This window comes from Amycolatopsis suaedae (assembly GCF_004214935.1).
GTDB lineage: Bacteria > Actinomycetota > Actinomycetes > Mycobacteriales > Pseudonocardiaceae > Amycolatopsis > Amycolatopsis suaedae.
Genome location: NZ_SFCC01000015.1, coordinates 75,293 through 98,093, shown reverse-complemented (window position 1 = coordinate 98,093; position 22,801 = coordinate 75,293). Strand labels below are relative to the sequence as shown.

Sequence of the window (22,801 nt, the reverse complement as noted above, 5' to 3'; positions counted from 1 at the left end):
GAGAACCGTGGCCCGCTACATCACCATCACGCTGGACAAGCGCGGCGTCTCCTGCCGCGCCAGGCTGCTCGACACCGAGGCGCCCCGGACCTGCGAGGCCGTGTGGAACGCGCTGCCGCAGAGCGGTTCGGCCTACCACGCCAAGTACGCCCGCAACGAGGTCTACACGCTGGTGCCGCCGTTCGCCGACCCGAAGCCGGGCCGGGAGAACCCGACGGTGACGCCGATTCCGGGCGACGTCGTGTACTTCGACTTCGAACCGTGGGAGATCGGCAACCCGGCCTACGGCTACGACGAGGGCAGCGAGGCACACAGCGCCCAGGGCGCCACCGATCTGGCGATCTTCTACGGCCGGAACAACCTGCTGATCAACGGCGACGCGGGGTGGGTGCCCGGCAACGTGTTCGCCACGATCGAGGAGGGCCTGGCCGAGATGGCCGCGGCATCCCAGGACCTCTGGCTGCGGGGCGTGGAAGGCGAAACTCTCTCGTTCGCACGCGCATCCGACTAGAATGTGAATAAGTTTCATAGCCGGGGCGCGGCGGGACCTACTAAGCTCGGCTCGACACTCGACGGAGCGTGAGCTGAGAGGGCGGGCGACCTCGTCATGGACGACGTAGCGACAAGGCTGGCGGAGATCGTCGGCGAAGCGAACCTGCTGACGGGCGACGGCGTCGGGGAGGACTACGCCCACGACGAAGCCCTCACCGTCGAGCCGGTCCGGCCACGGTACGTGGCGAAGCCGGCGACGGCCGACGAGGTGGCCGCGCTGCTCACGGCCGCCACCGAGCACGCGGTCCCGGTCACCGCACGGGGTTCGGGCAGCGGCCTGTCCGGCGCGGCGCGCCCGCGGCCGGACGGGCTGCTGATCTCCTTCGAGCGGATGAACAAGGTGCTGGAGATCGACACCGACAACCACGTCGCCGTCGTCCAGCCCGGCGCCACGCTGTCCGAAGTGGACGCCCAGACGGCGGCGGCCGGGCTGAGCTACACCGTCTATCCCGGCGAGCTGTCGGCCAGCGTCGGCGGCAACGTCGGCACCAATGCCGGTGGCATGCGAGCCGTCAAGTACGGCGTCACCCGCAACAACGTGCTCGGCCTGCAGGCAGTTCTGCCCACCGGCGAAGTCATCCGGACCGGCGGCAAGACCACGAAGACGTCCACCGGCTACGACCTGACCCAGCTGATCATCGGCTCGGAGGGCACGCTCGCGCTGGCCACCGAGATCACCCTGAAGCTGCACCCCCGGCTGCCGCACGGCGCCACCGTGCTCGCCCCGTTCGGCGACCTCGACCAGGTCATGACCGCGGTGCCGAAGATCGTCGCCAGCGGGCTCGAGCCGCACATCCTCGAGTACATCGACAATCTCACGATGGCGGCCATCGTCTACCGGGAGAGCCTGGAGCTGGGCATCCCCGACGAGGTCCGCGACGCCACCCAGGCGTACCTGGTCGTCGCGCTGGAGAACCGGGACGGCGACCGGCTGCACGCCGACGTCGAACAACTCGGTGAGCGGCTGGTCGAGCTGGGCGCCACCGACGTGTACGTGCTGGAGGGAGCGTCCGCCCGCAGGCTGATCGAGGCCAGGGAGAAGGCGTTCTGGACAGCCAAGGAAGCCGGAGCCGACGACGTCATCGACGTGGTCATCCCACGCTCGGAGATGCCGGGATTCCTGACCAGGGTGCGGGAAATGGCCACCGCGGCCGAGTCCGGCGCGATCGGCTGCGGGCACGCCGGCGACGGCAACGTCCACCTGGCGATCTTCCAGAAGGACGCGGAGAAGCGATACCGGCTGCTGTACGACATCTTCGCCGACGCCATGGAGCACGGCGGCGCCATCTCCGGTGAGCACGGCGTCGGCGTGGCGAAGCGCGATCACTTCGTCCAGCTGGAGGATCCGGCCAAGATCGAACTGATGCGGCGGATCAAGAAGTCCTTCGACCCGGCCGGCATCCTCAACCCCGGCGTACTTTTCGATGAGGGAGTCACCTCGGCATGAACGGCGCACAGTCCCTGATCAACACGCTCGTCGACGCAGGCGTCGACGTCTGCTTCGGCAACCCGGGCACGTCGGAGATGCACTTCGTCGCCGCGCTGGACACCGTGCCCCGCATGCGGGGCGTGCTCGGCCTGTTCGAGGGCGTCGTCACCGGCGCTGCCGACGGGTACGCGCGGATCGCCGACCGTCCCGCCGCCACGCTGCTGCACCTCGGCCCCGGCCTGGCCAACGGCATGGCGAACCTGCACAACGCCCGGCGCGCCAACACCCCCGTGGTCAACGTGATCGGCGATCACGCCACCTACCACAAGCGCTTCGACGCCCCGCTGGAGTCGGACATCGAGGCCCTGACCGGTTCGCTGAACGGCTGGACCCGGCGGTCCAACAGCAGCGCCGACGTCGGGGTGGACGCGGCAGCCGCGGTCGCCGCCGCGCAGGACGCCCCCGGCCGGGTGGCCAACCTGATCCTGCCCGCGGACGTGTCCTGGGGCGACGGCGGCCAGGTCGCCACCCCGGTCGCGGCCAGGGTGCCCGCGACCGTCGACGAGACGACCGTCAAGTCGATCGCCGAGGTGCTGCGGTCCGGTGAGCCGGTCGCGTTGCTGATCGGCGGCAAGGCCTGCCGGGAGACCGGCCTGCGGGCGACCAGCCGGATCGCCAAGGCCACCGGCGCCAAGGCGTTCGCCGAGACGTTCCCCAGCCGCATCGAGCGCGGCGCCGGGCTGCCGACCGTCGAACGGCTGGGTTACCTCGCCGAGCAGGTCAGCTACCAGCTCGACGGGATCAAGCACGTGATCCTCGCCGGCACCAAGGCGCCGGTGTCGTTCTTCGCCTACCCCGGCAAGGCCAGCGACCTGGTGCCGGAGGGCGCCACGGTGCACACGCTCGCCGACGTCGCCGCCGATGCCGTCGGTGCGCTGCAGGACCTCGCCGACCTCGTCGCCGCCGACGTCGAGCCCGACCTGGCGCCGGAGCACCGCCCGGAACTGCCCAGCGGCCCGCTCACCCCGCAGAACTGGGTCGACGTGATCGGCGCGTTGCTGCCGGAGAACGCCATCATCTCCGACGAGGCCAACACCTCCGGCCTGCTGCTGCCGACGGCGACGGCGGGCGCGCCCAGGCACGACGTGCTGACGCTCACCGGTGGCGCGATCGGCCAGGGTATGCCGGTGGCCACCGGAGCGGCCATCGCGGCGCCGGACCGGCCGGTGATCAACCTGCAGTCCGACGGCAGCGCGCTGTACACGATCTCCGCGCTGTGGACGCAGGCGCGGGAGAACAGCAACGTCACCACGGTCATCCTCAACAACCGCGCCTACGCCATCCTCCGGCTGGAGCTGCAGCGCGTCGGCGCCGAGGCGGGCGAGAAGGCGAAGGGCCTGCTCGATCTGTCCACTCCGGACATGGACTTCGCGAAGATCGCCGAGGGCTTCGGCGTTCCCGCGACGCGGGCGACCACGGCCGAGGAACTGGCCGACCAGTTCGCCCGCGCCGTCGCCGAACCCGGCCCGCACCTGATCGACGCGGCGGTGCCGCCCCTGCTCTAACGGCAGAGCGCCGCGTAGAGCGCCTGGAACTGGTCGCGTGCACCGGCCATGTTCGCCTCGGTGAACGTGGTGTTGGTGAACACGTTGGCCGCGGTGACGACCCGGCCCTGACCGTCGACGGTGACGGCGGTCAGGGTCTGGAAGCCGTCGAGGTTTCCGCCGTGACCCCACGCCTCGCCACCGCACGGCAGGGCCATCCGCCCGAGCCCGAGGCCGTAGGACAGGTCCGCGATCGGCGACTCGCCGGTGGGGACGTACTTCCGCATCTCGGCGAGCAGGTCGGGCCGCAGCAGCTTGCCGCCGAGCAGCGCCGTGTAGAAGCGCAGCAGGTCGCGCGGCGTGCTGATGCCGTCGCCGTTGGCGTCGGCCTGGGAGGGGTCGAACTCGGTGGCGTCGGCCGTCGCCAGGCCGCCGTCGGGCCTGGTCAGCTGCAGGTACCCCCTGGCGTGCGGCTGACGCAGGCCGTACTCGTAGGGCGCCGGGAAGTAGGTGGCCGACATCCCGGCCGGCTTGAGGACCCGCCGCGTGACCTCGTCCCGCCACGGGTTGCCGGTCACCTTCTCGATGATCAGGCCGAGCAGGATGTACCCGGTGTTGCTGTAGTGCCACTTGCCTTTCTCGCCCGGCGGGAAGTCCGGTCCCTTGCTGAACCCGGCGTCGAGGAGCTGCTGGCGGGTGTAGTGCTTGAACGGCTGGGCCTCGGCGGCCTCGGGCATCGACTCGGAGTGGTTGTGCAGGCCGCTGGTGTGCTGTAGCAGGTGCCGGACCCGGATCCGGCCGGCGTCGCCCGCGGTGGGCGGGACGACGCCGGGCAGGTAGGCCGACAGCGGTCCGTCCAGTGCCACCTTCCCCTCCCCGGCCAGCTGGAGGATCACGGTGGAGACCATGGGTTTGACGTTGCTGGCCCCACGCAGGTAGCCGTCGGCGCCGGGCATCGGCCTGCCCGTTCCGCGGTCGCCGACGCCGCTGGTCAGGGTGAACTGGCGGCCGTCGGCGAGCACGGTCGCCTGCGCGCCGGGCAGGCCGTCGGCCATGGTCATCCGGTCGAGTATCCGTTCGACGTCACGCAGGAAACCGGGCCGGTGCTCCGGCGCGGCCCCGGTGCTCGTTCCCGCGCTGATCGTGACGGCGGCCAGCATGGCGACGACCAGCGTGCAGATTGTCCGTTTCATGGATCGAATCTAGGGACGCCGGTGGCCGCGGACGATCCGGTGAACTGCACCATGCGGGGTATGGCCAGCCACACCTGACGAAAGTCGGGGTCCATCGGCGGCTTTCGACCACTGTGGACCCCGTGCCGAATTTCTAGCTTGACGGCATGGAAATCGAGGATGTTCCGGACGTCAGCGCGCGGTTGTACCTGGAGGTCGTGGAGGCGGCGGCGTCGGCGCCGGGCTGGCTGCGGGAGGGCGCGGCACTGTTCACCGAGGCGTCGATCGTGCTGCTGGGTGGCCTGCTGGTGCTGGCCTGGTGGCTGGCGCGCGGCGGCCCGGTCAGGGGGATGGTGCTCGCCTGGCTCGCGCCGGCCTCGGTCGTGTTCGGCTACCTGGCCAGCGAGCTGACGAAGACCCTGTTCGACGTGGACCGCCCGTGCCGGACGCTGGCCGTCCAGTCCATTGTGGAATGCCCGCCGGCCGGCGACTGGTCGTTCCCGAGCAACCACTCGGCCATCGCCGGGGCCGTCGCGGTCGGCGTGCTCATCGCCCGGCCCACGCTGGGCCTGGTGGCGATGCCGCTGGGTGCGCTGGCGGCGTTGTCGAGGGTGTTCGTCGGCGTGCACTACCCGCACGACGTGCTGACCGGGTTCGTGCTCGGCGGGCTGGTGGCCGTGGCGGTCGCGGTGCTGCTGAACCGGCCCGCCACGGCTGTGGTGAGCCGGTTGCGGGAACGTGATCTGGTCCTTGTGCGGTGATCCTCACAGGATCTTCTTGGCTTTTTCTTGGGTTCGGCCGGTTCACTGGGTGTTGTCCGGACCTGTCGGGGGGCCGGACAGCCCGAAGGAGGCCGGTCATGATGACCACCATCGCACTACCGCGCCCGGTAGACACCTCGTCGGACGGCGTGAGCCGCAGGGGACCACGGCAGATCAACGCCGACGCGGTGGCCACCAGGACCGGCCTCGGGCGGACGGCGTTCGTCGTCGCGGACGGCATCGGGGACCACCTGCTCGCTGCTCGGGCGGCGCGGGTGGCGGCCGGTACCGCGGCGGCGACCGCCGTGCGCGAGGGCGCCGCGGCCGGTCTGCTGGCTGCCCGCAGGGAACTGCACGCCCAGTTCGACCAGGAGCGGGCCGACTGCGTGCTGGTGGTGGCGGTACTGCCGCCCGTCGACCGCCCGGAGGCGCACTGCGACGTCGCCTGGGTCGGCGACTGCCGGGCCTACCGCTGGAACGGGCGGGTGCTGCAGCAGGTGACCACCGACCACACGCTGGCCGAGTTCTGGCGCAACCAGGACCGGCCGGTCACGGCGAGGATGGAGCACGTGGTGATGGACTCCGTCCGCACCGCGACCGAGGCCGACCTGGGCCGCGCGAGCTTCCCGTTCGCCGCGGGCAGGCTGCTGCTGTGCACCGACGGGGTGCACAAGGCGCTGGACATCACCCGCATCAAGGCGGTGCTGGCCGATTCGGCCCGCCCGGGCGAGGCCGCGAACACCCTGGTCGACACGGCGCACCGCACCGGCGGCACGGACAACGCGACCGCCATCGTGGCCGACCGCCACCTCGCCTGACCCGCTCCCGTCTGGCACTACCTGGGTTCGGGGGTGCCGTTCGGCCATACGCACGGACTGTTCGTCCCGATGGACACCCGCCGGTCGGGAGTGATCGTGGTTTGGATGGCCATCTTGTACTCGTCCTTGGTGGCGTTCATGTAGTCATCTGGACTTTTGTCAGTCTCAATTTCCCAGCCGTTGTTCGCCCACCACGTTTTCAGCTTGTCGAAATATTCGTTGTTGCGTCGGTTGTCGATGTTGTCGACCCAGTAGTTGACGCTCGCACGACTTTGGCCCGTGCCTTTGTCTTCGATATCGGCACAGGGCATCGACAGCGTCGACTGCACGCTGAGGGTGAAGCCCGGCGGGAAGATCGCGCTTGCCGCGGCGTTGGTTTCCCGCTCGACGCGGGCTTGCGCCTCCGGCATTGTTTCCGTGTTCCCCATCGCAGAACCTCCACACCCGGCGATCAACAGAAATACGCCGACGAACATCAACGCCCGCACAGGCCGCTTCGTCACCCTCATGTTCCACCCGCGATCATCGACCGCCCCCCGCAATGATTCGTCCCATTTCAATCAGGGAGCTCGATCGAGGTTCCCAGTAGTCGCTGTGGGAGGTAAGGGGATTGGTGGGGGTTGATTCGAAGGTCTTGCCGCCGAACCAGTCTGTGGTGGGGTCGGGGCCAAGAGGATCGACCGGATCAGCGAATCTGTCGTTGAAGTTGGTCATGGCGGGGATGGGGTCTGTTTCGGCCTTGGTGGAATAGACGTGCTGGCCGGCCTGGTCGGCCGGGATGCCGTCCAGTCGTAGCTCGCCGGCGTGCTGAACACCCACACCGGGACTGGCGACCATGACCAGTTGGTCTGCGGGTAGTCCGAGGTCGCGCGCGGTCTGGCCGACGACCGTGGTGCCGTAGCTGTGACCGATGATCGTGTTGTTGACCGGGCCTGGTTGGTGTGCGACACCGAGCCCCTCCTGGAAGCGACGGAGGGCAGGCTCGGCCCGATCGGCGTAGCTTGTGTCCGCGGCCTGGCCGAGGTTCTGTGGTGCGTCGTAGCCCGCCCAGGTGATGACCGCGGTCGACGGCGCTCCCGCGAGAGCCGCCTGTTGCGCCATGGCGTCCGAGCGCCTGATGTCGATGTGCGTGTCGGAGTTGAGGCCGGAAGTGGTGCCGGGGACATAAGTGGCGACGTTGGCGGCGGTGTCGGGGTTGCCGATGGCGACAATGGCCCGCCCGGAGTTCGCGGAGTCGACGCCGAGCAGGAACGCGGGTGGCTGCTGTTCCAGGCGTTGTTTGATCTGGTCGAGCCCGCTGATCTTGCCGTCGAGCGTGTCCCGCTCGGCTTTGAGGAGGTCGTAGTCGAGCTGAGCCGGTCCTTCCTCCATCTCGTCCATGCGGGCCTGGATCTCGTTCCGGCGCTGTTGCAGGTCACCGCGTTGCTGGTCGAGCACGATCCGGTTGGCTCGATCGCGGTCCACAGTGGGTAGCCCGTCCATCTGGCCCACGGTAGCCGGGTTGGCCCGCAGGAACAGATCACGACCGATCGGCGACATAGCTGCCCACCAAGCGGCGTTCTGCGCCGGGGTCGCGTTGGCCGGCGGTGGGAGCAGGGTCAGGCCAGGATCGGCCACCCCCGCGGCCGCCGCGGCGGCGACGGTGGCTTCGTTGCCGGTGCCGAACTCGCCCTGCGCGGCACGGTTCAGCACCGAGGCCAGGTCGCTGTCGATGTCGTCGGCGGTGGCCATGGCGGCGGCGATCCCGGTAGTCACCTGCTGGTGTGCCCGTGCCCGGTCGTCGGGGTTCATGTCCGGCGGCAACGGCTGCCCGGCCAGCGTGTCGACAACCGCACCGGCATCGGTGAGCTGGAAGCCGTAGCGGCGAGCCAGTTCCTCCAGGTTAGTGATCACGTGCTGCACCGCCGGGATGGCGTCCGAAGCCTGAGTCAGTGCCTTGATGACCACGCCGGCGCCCGAGGCGAGCTTGTTCAGCCGCGATTTGAACGCCTGATGCCCGGAGACGGCGGTGTCGGCGGCCGGGCCGGTCCACCCCTCCACCGGCAGGATGCGCCCGAAATCGTCCCCCGAGTGGATCAGCACCTGTTCGCGCTGCCGCATCGTGCCGGCGATCTCACTGAGCACACCTGGGTTCCATGCCTTGATCTCCGCGAGGGTGGCCATCAGATCGGCCCACCGGGGATCGATTCCGCCGCGTTGCTGTCGGCCGTGCCGTAGGTGTCAGCGGCTGTCCCCAGCGCGGCGACATGTCCGCCGGCCTCGTCGCGCCACGCGGTGAATGTAGCCGTCCAGGTACTGCTGAACGCGCCGGCCGCACCCGCGGACCGGCTGCCCGGCATCGCCCCCGCGACGCCCTCGACCGGGCCACCGCAGTCGGCACCCGCCAGCCCGTCCACTGCCGTCTGACCAGCCCTGCCCGCGGCTCTCAACGCCTCGGGCACCGTCGTGAAGCCCACCTTTCGTCGCCTCCCCTGACCGAAAGTATCTGCCAAGTAATCGACGGTAGCGGTCGAACCACCACGAGCGAGTGAAAGCGATGGAGATGACCAGTTCGAGCTAACCAATTCGGATGATCTCGGGGTAAACACGTGAAGGCCACCTTCACTACGTCTCACGTAATGAAGGTGGCCTTCACGTGCTCGGGGCAGCCTCAGGGGCTACTCGTAGCTCTCGCCCTTCTCGGCCTTGGCGACCAGGGACTCCGGCGGGAGGAAGTGGTCACCGTAGCGCTGCGCCAGCTCGCGGGCGCGGGCCACGAAACCGGCCAGGCCGCCCTCGTACTGGTTGATGTACTGGATGACACCACCGGTCCACGGCGGGAAACCGATGCCGAAGATCGAGCCGATGTTGGCGTCCTGCACCGACGTGAGCACGCCCTCGTCGAAGCACTTCACCGTCTCCAGCGCCTCGGCGAACAGCATCCGCTCCTGCAGGTCCACGAACGGAACGTCGGCACTGCCCGACTTGAACGCGTCGCGCAGCCCCGGCCACAGCCCGGTGCGCTTGCCCTCGTCGTCGTACTCGTAGAACCCGGCACCGGAGGACCGGCCCTTGCGGTCGAACTCGTCGACCATCCGGTCGATCACCGGCTCGGCCGGGTGCACCGTCCAGGTACCGCCGGCCGCCTCGATGGCCGCCCGCGTCTCCTGCCGGATCTTGCGCGGCAGGGTCAGCGTCAGCTCGTCCATCAGCTGCAGCGGTGGCGCCGGGTACCCGGCCTGCGAACCGGCCTGCTCGATCGTCGCGGGCTCGACACCCTCACCCAGCGCGGCGACGGCCTCGTTGAGGAACGTGCCGATCACGCGGCTGGTGAAGAACCCGCGGCTGTCGTTGACGACGATCGGGGTCTTCTTGATCTGCAGCGTGTAGTCGAAGACCTTCGCCAGCGTGGCCGGTGAGGTCTTCTCCCCGCAGATGATCTCCACCAGCGGCATCTTGTCCACCGGCGAGAAGAAGTGGATGCCGATGAAGTCCTCCTGCCGCTGCACGCCCTCGGCGAGCGAGGTGATCGGCAGCGTGGAGGTGTTCGAGCCGAGCACGGCGTCCGGGTTGACGACGCCCTCGATCTCCTGGAACACCTTGTGCTTGAGCTCGACGCTCTCGAACACGGCCTCGATGACGAAGTCCACCCCGGCGAAGTCCGCGGGGTCGGCCGTCGGCTTGATCCTGCCCAGCAGGGCGTCCGACTTCTCCTGCGTGGTCTTGCCCCGCGAGAGCGCCTTCTGCTCGAGCTTCTCCGCGTAGCCCTTGCCCTTCTCCGCGGCCTCCAGCGAGACGTCCTTGAGCACGACGTCGATCCCGGCCTTCGCCGAGACGTAGGCGATCGCGGCACCCATCATGCCCGCACCGAGCACGCCGACCTTGCGGGCGGTGTACTTCTCGAAGCCGTCCGGCCGCGAACCGCCGGAGTTGATGTGCTGCAGGTCGAAGAAGAACGCCTTGGTCATGTTCTTCGACACCTGGCCGGTCGCCAGGTGCACCATGTACCGCGACTCGATGAGCAGCGCCGTGTCGACGTCGACCTGCGCGCTCTCCACGGCCGCGGCCAGGATCGCCCTCGGCGCTGGCATGTTGGCGCCCTTGAGCTGCTTGCGCAGGTTCGCCGGGAACGCGGGCAGCATCGCGGCCAGGCTCGGGCTGGACGGCGTGCCGCCGGGGATCTTGTAGCCCTTGACGTCCCACGGCTGCGTGTGTGCCTCGGGGTTGGCCTTGATCCACTCCTTGGCACGCGGCACCAGTTCCTCGACGGTGTCGACGACCTCGTGCACCAGGCCCAGCTCCAGCGCCTTGCGCGGGCGGTGCCGCTGGCCCTGGACGAGGACGTTCATCACCGCGTTCTGGATACCCAGCAACCGCACGGTCCGCACGATCCCGCCACCGCCGGGCAGCAGGCCCAGCGTCACCTCGGGCAGGCCGATCTGGCTGCCCTTGACGTCTGCGGCGATGCGGTGGTGCGTCGCCAGCGCGATCTCCAGGCCGCCGCCGAGCGCGGCACCGTTGATGGCCGCGACCACCGGGCGGCCGAACGTCTCCAGCCTGCGCAACTGACCCTTGACCTCGTTGAGGTGCGCGGTCATCTCCTCGGCCTGCTCCGGCTTGACCTGGATCAGGTCGTTGAGGTCACCACCGGCGAAGAACGTCTTCTTGGCCGAGGTGATCACCACGCCGGTGATCGAGTCCTTCTCCGCCTCCAGCCGGTCGACGATCTGGCCCATCGACTCGCTGTAGTCGCGGTTCATCGTGTTCGCCGACTGCTTGGGGTCGTCGAGCGTCAGCAGGACGATGCCGTCGGAGTCCTGCTCCCAGCGAATGGTCTTCGTCTCGGTCATGTCCTCACACCCGCTCGATGATCGTCGCGACGCCCATGCCACCGCCGATGCACAGGGTCACCAGTGCCCGCTTCGCCTGCCTGCGCTCCAGCTCGTCGACGACCGTGCCGACCAGCATCGCGCCGGTGGCACCCAGCGGGTGCCCCATGGCGATCGCGCCGCCATTGACGTTGACCCGCTCCTCCGGCAGGTTCAGGTCCTTGATCCACTTCAGGACCACCGAGGCGAACGCCTCGTTCAGCTCCCACAGGTCGATGTCCTCGGGCTTCAGCCCGGCGATGTCGAGAACCTTGCGGGTGGCCGGGGTCGGCCCGGTCAGCATGATGGTCGGCTCCGAGCCGATGGCCGACGCGGCGACGATGCGTGCCCTCGGGGTCAGCCCGAACGTCTTGCCCGCCTGCTCGTTGCCGATCAGCACGACGGCGGCGCCGTCGACGATGCCCGACGAGTTTCCGCCGGTGTGCACGTGGTCGATTCGCTCGACCGAGTGGTACTTCTGCAGCGCCACTGCGTCGAACCCGCCCATGTCACCGATGCCCGCGAACGCGGGCTTCAGCTTCGCCAGTCCCTCGACCGTGGTACCGGGACGGCGGTGCTCGTCGTGGTCGAGGATGGTGACGCCGTTGATGTCCTTGACCGGTACGACCGACTTGGTGAAATAACCACCCGACCAGGCAGCCTCGGCCTTCTCCTGGGAACGCACAGCGAACGCGTCGACGTCCTCGCGGGAGAAGCCCTCGATCGTGGCGATCAGGTCGGCGCCGATGCCCTGCGGGACGATGTAGTTGTCGAAGGACGTCGCCGGGTCCATGAACAGCGCGCCGCCGTCGGAACCCATCGGCACCCGCGACATCGACTCGACGCCACCGGCGATGATCAGGTTGTCCCAGCCGGCGCGGATCTTCTGCGCCGCGGTGTTGGTGGCCTCCAGGCCGGACGCGCAGAACCGGTTGAGCTGCACACCCGCGACGGTCTCCGGCAGGCCGGACGCCAGCGCGGCCGTCCGGGCGATCACCGCGCCCTGGTCACCGACCGGCGACACGACGCCCAGCACGATGTCGTTGATGGCCGCCGGGTCCAGGTTCGGGTGCCGGGCCTTCAACTCGTCGATCAGGCCGACCACCAGGTCGACCGGCTTGGTGCCGTGCAGCGCACCACCCTTGTTCTTGCCCCGAGGCGTACGCAGCGCCTCGTAGATGTAGGCCTCGGTCACAGCCGCTCCTGTGCTCGTAGGTACTCGCCAGTAGTGCTAATACTGACTAACATACTGCGGACAAACCGCAGGCTGTCAATGGGTTGCGACCCACCCGACAGTAGCTAGAGTGGGTTCACCATGGACCCTACGCCCACCACCGCGTCACGGCCACGCGACCGCAAGGCGCAGCTCGCCGCGGTCGCGGCCGAGCTGTTCCGCGCCCGCGGCTACCGCGGGGTGGGCATCAACGACATCGCGGCGGCCGCCGGGATCACCGGCCCCGCGCTCTACCGGCACTTCGCCGACAAGCAGGCCGTGCTCGCCCACGTCCTGCTGGCGGGTATCGGCGACATGGAGACGGCGACCGCCGAGGCGCTGTCCGACTCCGGCACACCTCCCGCGGAACAGCTGCGAGCGCTGCTCGGCCTGCTGGCCGCGCAGTCGGTCGAACGCAGGGAGATCGCCGCGCTCTGGCGCTGGGAGGGCAGGCACCTTCCGGAACCGCAGCGGCAGGAGATCCGCGACCGGTCCTACCGCACGCTCGACGCGTGGGCGAAGACCCTGCTGATGACCCGCACCGACCTGCCGCCCGCCGACGCCGAGCTGTTGTGCTGGGCCGCGCTGAGCGTGTTCGGCAGCGTCTCGGTGCACCGCACCACGGTCGCCAAGCGACGGTTCTCGCAACTGCTGGTCGAGCTGGCCGAGCAGGTACTGGCCACGGATCTGCCGGAGGCGACTGACGTCGAGACGCCCGCGCCCGCACTGGCCGGCCTGAACCCGCCCGCGCGGCGGGAGCAGATCCTGACCGCGGCGACGGAGCTGTTCCGGCGCCGGGGCTTCCACGCCGTCAGCATGGAGGACATCGGAGCTGCCGCCGGAATTGCCGGTCCCAGCGTGTACCGGCACTTCGCGGGCAAAACGGCAATAGTGCTGGCCATCTGCCGCCGAGCGGCAGACCGGCTGACGCTGGGTGCCGAGCACGCGCTGCGGACCAGTGCGCCGCCGGACGAGCGGGAGGCACTGCGCAGGCTGGCCGAGTCCTACGTCCGCACACTGACCGGTTCGGCCGAGCTGGCCGTCGCGTTCTCCGGCGACCCGCTGACGTTGCCGGAGAACGAGCAGGCCGAACTGCTGCGCGTCCAGCGGGATTACGTGGCCCAGTGGGTCTCGCTACTGTCCGCCGTCCGGCCGGAGCTGCAGCCGAGGGAGGCGCGGATCACAGTGCACGCCGCGCTGACCATCGCCAACGACCTGACCCGCACGAGGCGGGTCAACCGCAGGCCGAACCTGCCTGCCGAGCTGCACGCGATGATGCTGGCCGTTCTCGGAATTCGATAGGTCTCCTGGCGCTCCGACAACCTGTCCGTTAACCTACTCACGAGTAGGTACAACCGACGGGAGCGAAGCATGCCTGGCAGGAAGCGGGACGCCATGGGGCTCGGCCTGGCGGCCCTGACCAGGCTCGCCGGGGTGAAGGCCCTGGAACGGGCCGGGCTGCGCAAGCCGATCGAGAACGTGGTGTCCGCGGGCACCCGGACCGGGTTCCGCGCCGCGGGCGCCGCGAGCCGTGCGTTCAAGGCGACCCAGCGACTCGGCAAGCCGGCGCGGCTGGATCGGGCACCCGAGCAGGACCTGTTCGACCTCACGCCGTCGGAGGAGCAGCAGCTCATCGTCGAGACCGTGCGGGAGTTCGCGGCCGAGCAGCTGCGCCCCGCGGCCGCCGAGGCCGACGCCAAGCTGACCACGCCGGACGGTCTGCTCGGCCGCGCCACGGAGCTGGGCGTGACGCTCGTCGGCATCCCCGAGGACCTCGGCGGCGCGGGCACCGAGCGGTCGGTGGTCACCAACGCGCTGGTGGCCGAGGCGCTGGCACACGGTGACCTGGGGCTGGCGGTGGCGGTGCTGGCACCGTCGGCGGTGAGCACGGCGCTGGTCGCCTGGGGCGACGAGCGGCAGCAGGCCGACTACCTGCCCGCGTTCGTCGGCGAGAACGTTCCCGCCGCGGCGCTGGCCCTGCAGGAACGCGCGCCGCTGTACGACCCGTTCGCCCCGAAGACCCGTGCCCGGCGGACCCCGGACGGCTACCGGCTGGACGGCGTCAAGACGATGGTGCCGCGTGCCGCGCAGGCCGAGCTGTTCGTCGTGTCGGCCGATCTGGACGGGCGCGGACCGGCGTTGTTCATCGTCGAGTCGAACACCTCGGGTGTGACGATCGAGGCCGAACCGGCCATGGGGCTGCGTGGCGCGGCGACCGGCAAGCTGCACCTGGAGAACGTGAAGCTGCCCGGCGGCGCACTGCTGGGATCGCCGAAGGATTTCGCCGACGTGGTGCGGCTGTCCCGGCTCGGCTGGGCGGCGCTGGCCGCCGGAACCGCGCGGGCGGTGCTGGACTACGTGATCCCCTACGTCAACGAGCGGCAGGCGTTCGGCGAGCCGGTGAGCCACCGGCAGGGCGTGGCGTTCCAGGTGGCCGACATCGGCATCGAGCTGGAAGGGCTCCGCCTGGTGACACTGCGCGCGGCGGCGCGGGCCGAGCAGGGCCTGCCGTACGCGCGGGAGGTCGCGCTGGCCAGGAAACTGGCCGCCGACAAGGGAATGCAGATCGGTAACGCCGGTGTCCAGCTACTCGGCGGGCACGGCTACATCAAGGAACATCCGGTGGAACGCTGGTACCGGGACCTGCGGGCGGTCGGCGTGATGGAAGGTGCGGTGCTGCTGTGATCAACCTCGAGGTCCCGAAGAAGGCACGCGCTCTGGTCAACCAGGCTTACCAGGCCGCCGCGGAGGTTTTCCGCCCGATCTCGCGTAAATACGACCGTGCCGAGCACGAATACCCGACCGAGCTTGACATGTTCGCGGCGTTGCTGGACGGCCTGAACTCGTCCGGCGAGGGCGGCGCGGGCGCCGCCGGAGTGCGCCGGGACGACAAGGACAAGTCGAAGGGCAACCGCAACGGCGCCAACCTCAACGTCGCACTCGGCACGATCGAGATGTGCTGGGGCGACGTGGCGTTGCTGCTGTCGATGCCGAGGCAGGGACTGGGCAACGCGGCGATCGCGTCGGTGGCCAACGCCGAGCAGCTGAAGCGGTTCGAGAAGACCTGGGCGGCGATGGCGATCACCGAACCGGGCTGCGGCTCGGACTCGGCGGCCATCACCACGACCGCCCGGCTGGACGGCGACGAGTACGTCCTCAACGGCGAGAAGATCTTCGTCACGGCTGGCGAACGGGCAGATTCCGTCGTCGTGTGGGCGACGCTGGACCGTTCGAAGGGCCGCGCGGCGATCAAGTCGTTCGTCGTCGAGAAGGGCACCCCCGGTTTCGAGGTCGTGCGCCTGGAGCACAAGCTCGGCATCCGCGCGTCGGACACTGCCGTGCTGCGCTTCGACAACTGCCGCGTGCCCAAGGAGAACCTGCTCGGCAGCCCGGAGGTCGACACGAAGTCGAGCTTCGCCGGCGTCATGCAGACCTTCGACAACACCCGGCCGCTGGTGGCCGCCATGGCCGTGGGTGTGGCGCGGGCGGCGCTGGAGGAGACCCGGCGGATCCTCGGCGAGGCGGGCGTCACGATCGACTACGACCGTCCCGCCCAGACCCAGCACGCGGCCGCCGCGACGTTCCTCCAGCTGGAAGCCGACTACGAGGCCGCGTACCTGCTGACGCTGGAGTCGGCGTGGATGGCCGACAACCGTCAGCCGAACTCGCTGCAGGCGTCGATGGCCAAGGCGAAGGCCGGCCGGTCGGTCGTCGACATCACGCTGCGCTGCGTGGAGCTGGCCGGAACGCTGGGCTACACCGAGGAGTCGCTGCTGGAGAAGTGGAGCCGGGACGCGAAGATCCTGGACATCTTCGAGGGCACGCAACAGATCCAGCAGCTCATCGTCGCCCGCCGCCTGCTCGGCAAGACGAGCGCCGAGCTGAAGTAGCCTCCAAAGCACGTGAAGGCCACCTTCATCACGTGAGACGTGGTGAAGGTGGCCTTCACGTGCTTGGGGCCGGGCCGATGTCTCGCCGTCTGGAACCGGTGTGCCGGACAGTGGGACTAGGCGGGCGGGAACGGACAACTCCCGGGTCCGGAACGGACGACTCGCGGGTCGGGAACGGACGACTCGCGCGTGAGAACGTACGACTCGCGCGAGTGGACCGTTCACGCGGGCGACCGGCACCAGGTGAGAACCCGGTCCACATGGTGAGTTCTGCGCTCACGCACGCGAGTTCTGCGTTCCGGCCCGCGAGTTCTGCGTTCAGGGCCACCCACCTGGCCCTGCCGCATCCCGGACTTTGCCGGGGCCCTGACGTGAGACGTGGTGAAGGTGGCCTTCACGTGCCTTGGGCCGTCAGAGGACCGAGCGGAGCAGGTCGAGCACCTCGGGTTCGGTGGGCAGGCGGGGGCTGTTGCTGGTGACCGGGTCGGCGAGCGCCGTCGCCGCCACGGCGGGCAGGCGGCCGGCGTCTAGACCCAACCCGCGTAGCGGGCGCTTGACGTCCAGCGGCCCGGTCAGCTCCCGGACGGCGCCGATCGCGGCGGCCGTCCAGTCCTCAGTGGACTCCACGAGCAACGCCCTGGCCACCTGTTCGTACGCGACGGCCGACTCGGCGGCACCGAACGTCAGGACCTCCTCCAGCACCGCGGCCAGCGCGACGCCGTGCGGGGTGCCGGTGTGCGCGGTGATGGCGTGCCCGATGCCGTGCACCAGCCCCAGCCCGGAGATCGTCAGCGCCTGACCGGCCAGGTGCGCCCCCAGCATCAGCTGCGACCGCGCCTCCAGGTCGGCACCGTCCCGGTAGGCGACCGGCAGCCACCGGCCGACCAGCGACACGGCCTGGGCCGCATAGGCGACCGACACCGGGTTGGCACCCCGCGACGCCAGCGACTCGACACCGTGCACCAGCGCGTCGACGCCGGTCGCCGCCGTCGCGGGCGCGGGCAGGCCCAGCGTCAGCTCCGGGTCCAGGACGGCGATCCGGGGCCGCACCGAATCGTCACCGAGGTAGACCTTCCGGCGTGCCACCGGATCCTCGATGACACCGAAGCCGTTGGTCTCCGCACCCGTCCCCGACGTGGTGGGCACGGCGATCAGCGGCGCGCCGGTGCCCGCACCCAGCGCGATCGCCTTCGCCGCGTCCAGCGGCGAGCCGCCACCGAGCGCGATCACCGCCGCCGTCCCGAACGCCCGCGCCCGGGCCGCTCCCCGGTCGACCTCGACGGTCGTCGGGTTGGGGCTGATGTCGTCGTAGACCTCGTGTTCGACCCCGGCGGCGTCGAGGATTTTCGCCACCCTGCCGACGATTCCGGCCGCCCGCAGCCCGGCGTCGGTCACCACGAACGCGCGCGTGTGGCCCAGGTCGGCGACGAAGTCCGGCAGGTTCTCCACCGCTCCCGGCCCGAACTCGACCCGGGCCGTCGGCTCGACGGTGAACCGCGTGGTCACGACACACCCGCCACCGGCACGCGGAACTCCTTGCCCGCCAGGGTTTCGTACAGCCGCACCGGGCTCATCTCCCCGGCCAGATCGCCGAACTGCGCCTTCGTGCGCCGGTAGACCTGCTCCACCAGCGCGGACAGCTCCGTCGACACCCCGAGGTCCCGGCCCAGGTCGACGGCCAGCCCCAGATCCTTGCAGGCCAGCACCATGGCGAACGAGTCGTCGTAGTCACCGTCGGCCAGGACCGACACCACGTCGTTCTCCAGGAAGTTCGACGCGGCCGGGCTGGCCAGCAGCGACGCCCGCAGCACGGACAGGTCGACACCGGCCTTGACGCCCATGGCCAGCACCTCGGACGTGGCCACCACGTGACAGAACCACAGCAGGTTGATCATCAACTTGACCGTGTAACCCGAGCCTGCCGGACCAATGTGCAGGACCTTCTCCGGTTCACCCAGGACGGTGAACAATGGCAACGCGCGAGCGAAATCCTCCTCGGTGCCGCCGGCGAAGATCTGCAGCGTGCCCGCCTTCGCGCCCCTCGCCATGCCGCTCACCGGCGCGTCCAGCCGGTGCACACCGCGGGCGTCGAGGACCTCGTCGGCTACCCGCTGCGCCGCGGCCGGGGTGGAGGTCGACATGTCGATCCACAGCGAACCGGGGGCGAGCGCCGCGGCGGCGCCCGCGCGCAGCAGCACGTCCTCCACGATCCGCGGCGTGGGGAGCATGGTGATCAGCACGTCCGCCCCGGCAGCGCACTCCGCGGGGGTGGCGGCCCAGGCCGCGCCCGCGGCGAGGTGTTCGGCGGCGGCCTCGGGCCGGGTGTCGTGCACGATCGTGTCGTAACCCGCGTTGACGAGGTGCAGGGCCATGGGTGCACCCATGTTGCCCAGACCGATGAAACCCACTCTCATTGGTTGTCCTTCAGGTCGAGCCAGGTGGTCTTGAGGGCGGTGTAGGCCTCCAGGGCGTGCAGCGACTTGTCCCTGCCCGCACCGGTGGCCTTGAATCCGCCGAAAGGTGTGATGACGTCGCTCGCGTCGAAGGTGTTGACCCACACCGTGCCCGCCCGCAGCCGCCGGGCCACCGTGTGCGCGGTGGCGACGTCACGCGTCCAGACCGACGCGACCAGGCCGAAGTCGCTGTCGTTGGCGAGACGGACGCCCTCGTCGACGCCACCGTCGTAGGTGATCACCGACAGCACCGGGCCGAAGATCTCCTCGCGGGCCACGGTCATGTCGTTGGTGACGTCGTCGAGGATCGTGGGCTCGACGAACGTCCCGTTCGCGGAGCCGCCGAGGACGACCCGCGCACCCTCGGCCTTACCGGTCTCCAGGTAGCCGAGGACCCGGCGCAGCTGCGTCTCGTCGACGAGCGGGCCCATCACAGTGGCCGGGTCCAGCGGGTCGCCGCCGCGGAACGTCTCCCCGGTGACCTTGACGATCTCGGCCAGCAACCGGTCCTTGACCGCCGCGTGCACGATGACCCGCGAACCGGCGTTGCAGGTCTGGCCCGCGTTGTAGAAGATCCCCCAGGCCACGGCCGACGCGGCCGCCGGGATGTCGGCGTCGGGCAGCACCAGCTGCGGCGACTTGCCGCCGGCCTCCACGGAGACCTGCTTGCCGTTGGACTCGCCCGCGTAGACCTGGAACAGCCTGGCCACCTCGGCCGACCCGGTGAACGCGATCTTGTCCACGTCCGGATGCCTGCCCAGCGCCTGCCCGGCGACCTCGCCGCGCCCGGGAACCACGTTCAGCACCCCCGCTGGCAGGCCGGCCTCGTGTGCCAGGCGGGCCAGCACCAGCGACGCCAGCGACGTCTGCTCCGCGGGCTTGAGCACCACCGAGTTGCCGGTGGCGATCGCCGGGGCGAGCTTCCACGACGCGATCAGCAGCGCGTAGTTCCACGGGACGACCGCGCCGACGACACCCAGCGGCTCCCTCGTGACCAGGGCCAGCGCCGATCCCGGGGCCGGCGCGACCTCGCCGTAGGTCTTGTCGACGGTCTCGGCGTACCAGGCGATGGTCGCCGCGGCGCCCGCGGCGTCGATGCGCAGCGACTCGCTGATCGGCTTGCCCATCTCCAACGTGTCCAGCAGCGCCAGTTCCCCGGCGTGTGCCTCGATCAGCTCAGCCCAGCGCAGCATGATCCGCTTGCGCTCGACCGGCGGCAGGCCACGCCACCGCTCGTCGTCGAAGGCCGCGCGGGCCGCGCGAACGGCCCGGTCGACGTCGCCGGCACCACAGGCGGCGACACGCGCGAGCACCGCGCCGTCGCGGGGCGAGGTGCTGGCGAAGGTCTCACCGGACAGCGGATCGGTGAAGGCGCCGTCGATGAACGGCCGGGTCTCCGGGTCGATGCGCTCGGCCGCGGCGAGCCACCCCGCGTGGTTGCGTTCGGACAGTGGGGTCACGCGATCCTCCAGCGCTCCACGGCGTCCTCGTCGAGTTCGATGCCCAGACCGGGGGCGGACGGCACCTCGAGCTCGCCGGACGAGTTGATCATCACGGGCTTGGTCAGCATGAAGTCACGACGCTCCGGCGTCCAGCCGGGCGGGTCGTAGGGGAACTCGAAGTACGGCCCGCCGCCGACACCGGCGGCGACGTGCAGGTTGGCCAGCACGCCGATGCCGTTGGTCCAGCTGTGCGGGGTGAACTGCCGGTGCTTGAACCGGGCCAGCTCGGCCAGCGTCCTGGCGCGGTGCATGCCGACGGCGAGCACGACGTCCATCTGGTAGATGTCCAGGACGTCGTTCTCCAGGTACCGCACCAGTTCCGCCACGGAGTGGTGCATCTCCCCCGCCGCGATCCGCACCCCGGGGTTGTCCGCCCGCAGCGTGCGGAAGCCGTCCAGGTCGGCGTAGGGCAGCGGTTCCTCCACCCAGAACACGTCCAGCTCGGCAAGCCTGCGCACGATCCGGCGGGTCTTGACCAGGTCGGACGCGTCGGCGGTGTCACCGGCCATCCGCCAGGACTGGTTGAGGTCGACCATGATCACGAAGTCCGGCCCCAGCTCGGCGCGGACCGCCGCGACGGCCGCGATCCCCTCGTCGACCCGGTCCCGGTCGACCCGGATCTTCATCGCCCGGAACCCGGCCTGCCTGGCCAGCAGGGCCGTGCGGACCCGTTCCTCCGGCGACTTCAGCTCGGCGCTGGAGGCGTAGGCGGGAAGGGTACGGGCGGCATTGCCGAACAGCGTGGCCACCGGCAGGCCGGCGACCTTGCCGACGATGTCCCACAGCGCGACCTCCAGCGGCCAGTAGTGACCGCCGTGGAAGTTGGCCGTCTCGATGGCCCGGACGTGCCGGGTGATGTCGAGCGGGTCCTCGCCGAGGAACAGCGACCGGAACGCGTCGAAGCCGTCCATGGTGTCGCCCGACCCGATGCCGGTGATGCCCTCGTCGGTGTGCACCCGCACGATCGTCGCGTCGAAGTGACGGCGCGGTTCGGGGTCCCAGGCCGCGCACAGTGGCGGGTCGAGCTCCAGCCGTAACCGGTCCAGCGTGATGTCGGTGATCTTCATCGGGCCACCGCCGCGTAGAAGGGGTTGGCCGCGCCCTCGTTCGCGGCGGCGAGGACGTCGTCCAGCGACGGCGTGCGGTTCACCGCCGCGGCGACGGCCTCGCGGGCGGCCGTCCGCTGGTTGCGGAACGACTCGTCGAGGTCGTCGACGGCGGGGTTGACCCAGATGGCGGCGACGATCAGCAGGTCGTCGACCTCCTCGGCCGGGATCAGACCGGCGCCGACGGCGTCGCAGACACCCTGCGCCAGCCCGGCCTGCGCCGATCCCCAGGTGGCGCGCTCGTGCAGGTCACCGGAGGCGGCGGCCTTGGCGACGAACAGGGTCAGCGGCTTGACCGGCACCGAGGGGCGGACGACCGTGACGAACGGGACGTGCCCGGCGCTGGGGGTGGCCAGCGCGGTCACCCACGCCGTCTCCACCGGCCCGCCCTTGCGGCCCAGCACGATGTTGGTGTGCGCGGCGTTGGCCCCCTCGCCGACGAACGACTCGCCGACGAGCGCGGTGGGCGCGAAAGTCATGGGATCTCCGGGATGTGGTCGGTGACTACACCCCGGACGCTAAGAGCGCTCCGTGCGGGCGGGCAAGCAATCGAAACGTCGGTTGCGTTGGCGCCAACCGGAGTGCCGTCCTCAGCCCCACCACCGCCCTCAACGGAGACGCTGCGCGCCACAGCTTGATTTACAGTGCGTTCGTGAACGACGTCCGCAACCAGGGGCACGGCCTGCGCAGGGACATCGGGCTGCTGGAGCTGCTGGCCTCCACCGAGGCCCAGCACGCGGGCGGCCTCGGCGTGGTCCGGCTGGCGCAGCTGACCGGGCGGGAGAAGAGCCAGGTCTCCCGGGCACTGAAGGCACTGGCCGACGAGGGCATCGTCGAGCGCGACCCCGACACGCTGGAGTACCGCCTGGGCTGGCGGCTGTTCTCGCTGGTGGCGCGGACCGTCGAGAACCGCCTGCTGCGTGCGGCCGAGCCGGTCATGCACAGGCTGTCGGCCGAGCTGGAGGAGACCAGCCACCTGTGCGTCCTGCGGGACAACGCGGTGCTGACCGTGCTGTCGGTGTCCGGGCACTCGTTCCGCGTGCACGGCTGGGAGGGGCGCGGGGTGCCCGCGCCGTGTACGTCGGCCGGGCGGGTGCTGCTGCAGGACGCGACGCCGGACGAGCTGTACATCCGGTTCGGCACCGACACCGACCTCACCGAGGGACACCCCCGGTCACTGGTCCGCACGCTGCCCGACCTCTGGTCGCGGATCCAACAGTGCAAAAAGGACGGATACGCTCTCGTGCGGGAGGAGTTCGAGGACGATCTCGTGGGCGTCTCGGCGCCGGTGCGGGACTTCCGCGGCCGGGTCATCGCGGCGCTGAACATCTCCGCGCCCAAGGAACGTCTCGACGCCCGCCTGGAGGCCGCCGGCAGGACCACCGCCCGCGCCGCGGCGGCGGTGTCGTCACATCTCGGCTGGGAGTCGCGGCACCTGCGGACCAACCTGACCTGAGTTGCGCTGGCGGCAACCGAGGTCTCGAAAGCTTGTCGCACAAGGAAAGCGTTCGTAG

20 protein-coding genes are annotated in these 22,801 nt (G+C 70.1%); 9 read left to right on the top strand and 11 right to left on the bottom strand.

Annotated features, from left to right (window positions below; genetic code table 11):
- Window positions 1–7: 7 nt before the first annotated feature.
- The 3 genes from EWH70_RS27125 to EWH70_RS27115 all read left to right on the top strand — a co-directional run bounded on the left by EWH70_RS27125 (window position 8) and on the right by EWH70_RS27115 (window position 3,546).
- Entirely contained in the window at window positions 8–511 is a 504-nt protein-coding gene (locus tag EWH70_RS27125) for a DUF3830 family protein (protein ID WP_130478355.1), read from the top strand.
- A 96-nt stretch (window positions 512–607) separates the two neighbouring features.
- Window positions 608–1,999 carry an FAD-binding oxidoreductase gene (locus EWH70_RS27120; RefSeq protein ID WP_130478354.1) on the top strand — a complete coding sequence of 464 codons (1,392 nt, stop codon included), beginning with the start codon at window positions 608–610 and terminating at the stop codon, window positions 1,997–1,999.
- Window positions 1,996–3,546, top strand: coding sequence for an acetolactate synthase large subunit (locus tag EWH70_RS27115; protein ID WP_130478353.1), 1,551 nt, complete (start codon window positions 1,996–1,998; stop codon window positions 3,544–3,546). Before EWH70_RS27120 ends, EWH70_RS27115 begins: the two co-directional genes overlap by 4 nt.
- On the opposite strand, the gene EWH70_RS27110 is transcribed toward EWH70_RS27115, so the two are convergent.
- Entirely contained in the window at window positions 3,543–4,718 is a 1,176-nt protein-coding gene (locus tag EWH70_RS27110; RefSeq protein WP_130478352.1) for a serine hydrolase domain-containing protein, read from the bottom strand. The genes EWH70_RS27115 and EWH70_RS27110 overlap by 4 nt on opposite strands.
- A gap of 146 nt (window positions 4,719–4,864) precedes the next feature.
- Here EWH70_RS27110 and EWH70_RS27105 point away from each other — a divergent pair, with 146 nt between their 5' ends.
- Both EWH70_RS27105 and EWH70_RS27100 read left to right on the top strand, forming a co-directional pair.
- On the top strand, window positions 4,865–5,458 hold the full coding sequence (locus tag EWH70_RS27105; RefSeq protein ID WP_130478351.1) for a phosphatase PAP2 family protein: 594 nt from the start codon (window positions 4,865–4,867) through the stop codon (window positions 5,456–5,458).
- Window positions 5,459–5,556: 98 nt separating this feature from the next.
- Window positions 5,557–6,276, top strand: coding sequence for a PP2C family protein-serine/threonine phosphatase (locus EWH70_RS27100; protein WP_130478350.1), 720 nt, complete (start codon window positions 5,557–5,559; stop codon window positions 6,274–6,276).
- Between the two features lie 17 nt (window positions 6,277–6,293).
- Here EWH70_RS27100 and EWH70_RS27095 read toward each other — a convergent pair whose 3' ends face one another.
- The 5 genes from EWH70_RS27095 to EWH70_RS27080 all read right to left on the bottom strand — a co-directional run bounded on the left by EWH70_RS27095 (window position 6,294) and on the right by EWH70_RS27080 (window position 12,318).
- Window positions 6,294–6,785, bottom strand: coding sequence for a hypothetical protein (locus EWH70_RS27095; RefSeq protein ID WP_205669278.1), 492 nt, complete (start codon window positions 6,783–6,785; stop codon window positions 6,294–6,296).
- A 13-nt stretch (window positions 6,786–6,798) separates the two neighbouring features.
- The gene (locus EWH70_RS27090) at window positions 6,799–8,439 is read right to left on the bottom strand and encodes an alpha/beta hydrolase (protein WP_130478349.1); all 1,641 of its coding nucleotides are present in this window, start codon (window positions 8,437–8,439) and stop codon (window positions 6,799–6,801) included.
- Window positions 8,439–8,732 carry a hypothetical protein gene (locus EWH70_RS35605; RefSeq protein ID WP_165436439.1) on the bottom strand — a complete coding sequence of 98 codons (294 nt, stop codon included), beginning with the start codon at window positions 8,730–8,732 and terminating at the stop codon, window positions 8,439–8,441. Before EWH70_RS35605 ends, EWH70_RS27090 begins: the two co-directional genes overlap by 1 nt.
- A gap of 201 nt (window positions 8,733–8,933) precedes the next feature.
- Window positions 8,934–11,105 carry a 3-hydroxyacyl-CoA dehydrogenase NAD-binding domain-containing protein gene (locus tag EWH70_RS27085; RefSeq protein ID WP_130478348.1) on the bottom strand — a complete coding sequence of 724 codons (2,172 nt, stop codon included), beginning with the start codon at window positions 11,103–11,105 and terminating at the stop codon, window positions 8,934–8,936.
- 4 nt (window positions 11,106–11,109) lie between these two features.
- Window positions 11,110–12,318, bottom strand: coding sequence for an acetyl-CoA C-acetyltransferase (locus EWH70_RS27080; RefSeq protein ID WP_130478347.1), 1,209 nt, complete (start codon window positions 12,316–12,318; stop codon window positions 11,110–11,112).
- A 120-nt stretch (window positions 12,319–12,438) separates the two neighbouring features.
- Between EWH70_RS27080 and EWH70_RS27075 the strand changes: the two genes are divergently transcribed.
- The 3 genes from EWH70_RS27075 to EWH70_RS27065 all read left to right on the top strand — a co-directional run bounded on the left by EWH70_RS27075 (window position 12,439) and on the right by EWH70_RS27065 (window position 16,226).
- The gene (locus tag EWH70_RS27075) at window positions 12,439–13,638 is read left to right on the top strand and encodes a TetR/AcrR family transcriptional regulator (RefSeq protein WP_130478346.1); all 1,200 of its coding nucleotides are present in this window, start codon (window positions 12,439–12,441) and stop codon (window positions 13,636–13,638) included.
- 93 nt (window positions 13,639–13,731) lie between these two features.
- Window positions 13,732–15,021, top strand: coding sequence for an acyl-CoA dehydrogenase family protein (locus EWH70_RS27070; protein WP_130478479.1), 1,290 nt, complete (start codon window positions 13,732–13,734; stop codon window positions 15,019–15,021).
- A complete protein-coding gene (locus EWH70_RS27065) occupies window positions 15,018–16,226 on the top strand; it encodes an acyl-CoA dehydrogenase family protein (protein ID WP_130478345.1) in 1,209 nt (402 codons plus the stop codon). Before EWH70_RS27070 ends, EWH70_RS27065 begins: the two co-directional genes overlap by 4 nt.
- A gap of 411 nt (window positions 16,227–16,637) precedes the next feature.
- On the opposite strand, the gene EWH70_RS27060 is transcribed toward EWH70_RS27065, so the two are convergent.
- The 5 genes from EWH70_RS27060 to fae are packed head-to-tail and all read right to left on the bottom strand — an operon-like array spanning window position 16,638 to window position 21,766.
- Window positions 16,638–17,732 (bottom strand): iron-containing alcohol dehydrogenase family protein, encoded by a 1,095-nt coding sequence (locus tag EWH70_RS27060; protein ID WP_130478344.1) that lies wholly within the window; start codon window positions 17,730–17,732, stop codon window positions 16,638–16,640.
- Window positions 17,729–18,640 (bottom strand): NAD(P)-dependent oxidoreductase, encoded by a 912-nt coding sequence (locus EWH70_RS27055; protein WP_130478343.1) that lies wholly within the window; start codon window positions 18,638–18,640, stop codon window positions 17,729–17,731. Before EWH70_RS27055 ends, EWH70_RS27060 begins: the two co-directional genes overlap by 4 nt.
- Window positions 18,637–20,139, bottom strand: coding sequence for an aldehyde dehydrogenase (locus EWH70_RS27050; protein ID WP_420809099.1), 1,503 nt, complete (start codon window positions 20,137–20,139; stop codon window positions 18,637–18,639). The genes EWH70_RS27055 and EWH70_RS27050 overlap by 4 nt, the downstream gene beginning before the upstream one ends.
- Window positions 20,136–21,248: a mandelate racemase/muconate lactonizing enzyme family protein gene (locus EWH70_RS27045; RefSeq protein ID WP_130478342.1), complete on the bottom strand. Its 1,113-nt coding sequence runs from the start codon at window positions 21,246–21,248 to the stop codon at window positions 20,136–20,138. Before EWH70_RS27045 ends, EWH70_RS27050 begins: the two co-directional genes overlap by 4 nt.
- Window positions 21,245–21,766 (bottom strand): formaldehyde-activating enzyme, encoded by a 522-nt coding sequence (fae, locus tag EWH70_RS27040; RefSeq protein ID WP_130478341.1) that lies wholly within the window; start codon window positions 21,764–21,766, stop codon window positions 21,245–21,247. Before fae ends, EWH70_RS27045 begins: the two co-directional genes overlap by 4 nt.
- 173 nt (window positions 21,767–21,939) lie before the next feature.
- Here fae and EWH70_RS27035 point away from each other — a divergent pair, with 173 nt between their 5' ends.
- Window positions 21,940–22,743: an IclR family transcriptional regulator gene (locus tag EWH70_RS27035; protein ID WP_130478340.1), complete on the top strand. Its 804-nt coding sequence runs from the start codon at window positions 21,940–21,942 to the stop codon at window positions 22,741–22,743.
- The last annotated feature ends 58 nt before the right edge of the window (window positions 22,744–22,801 follow it).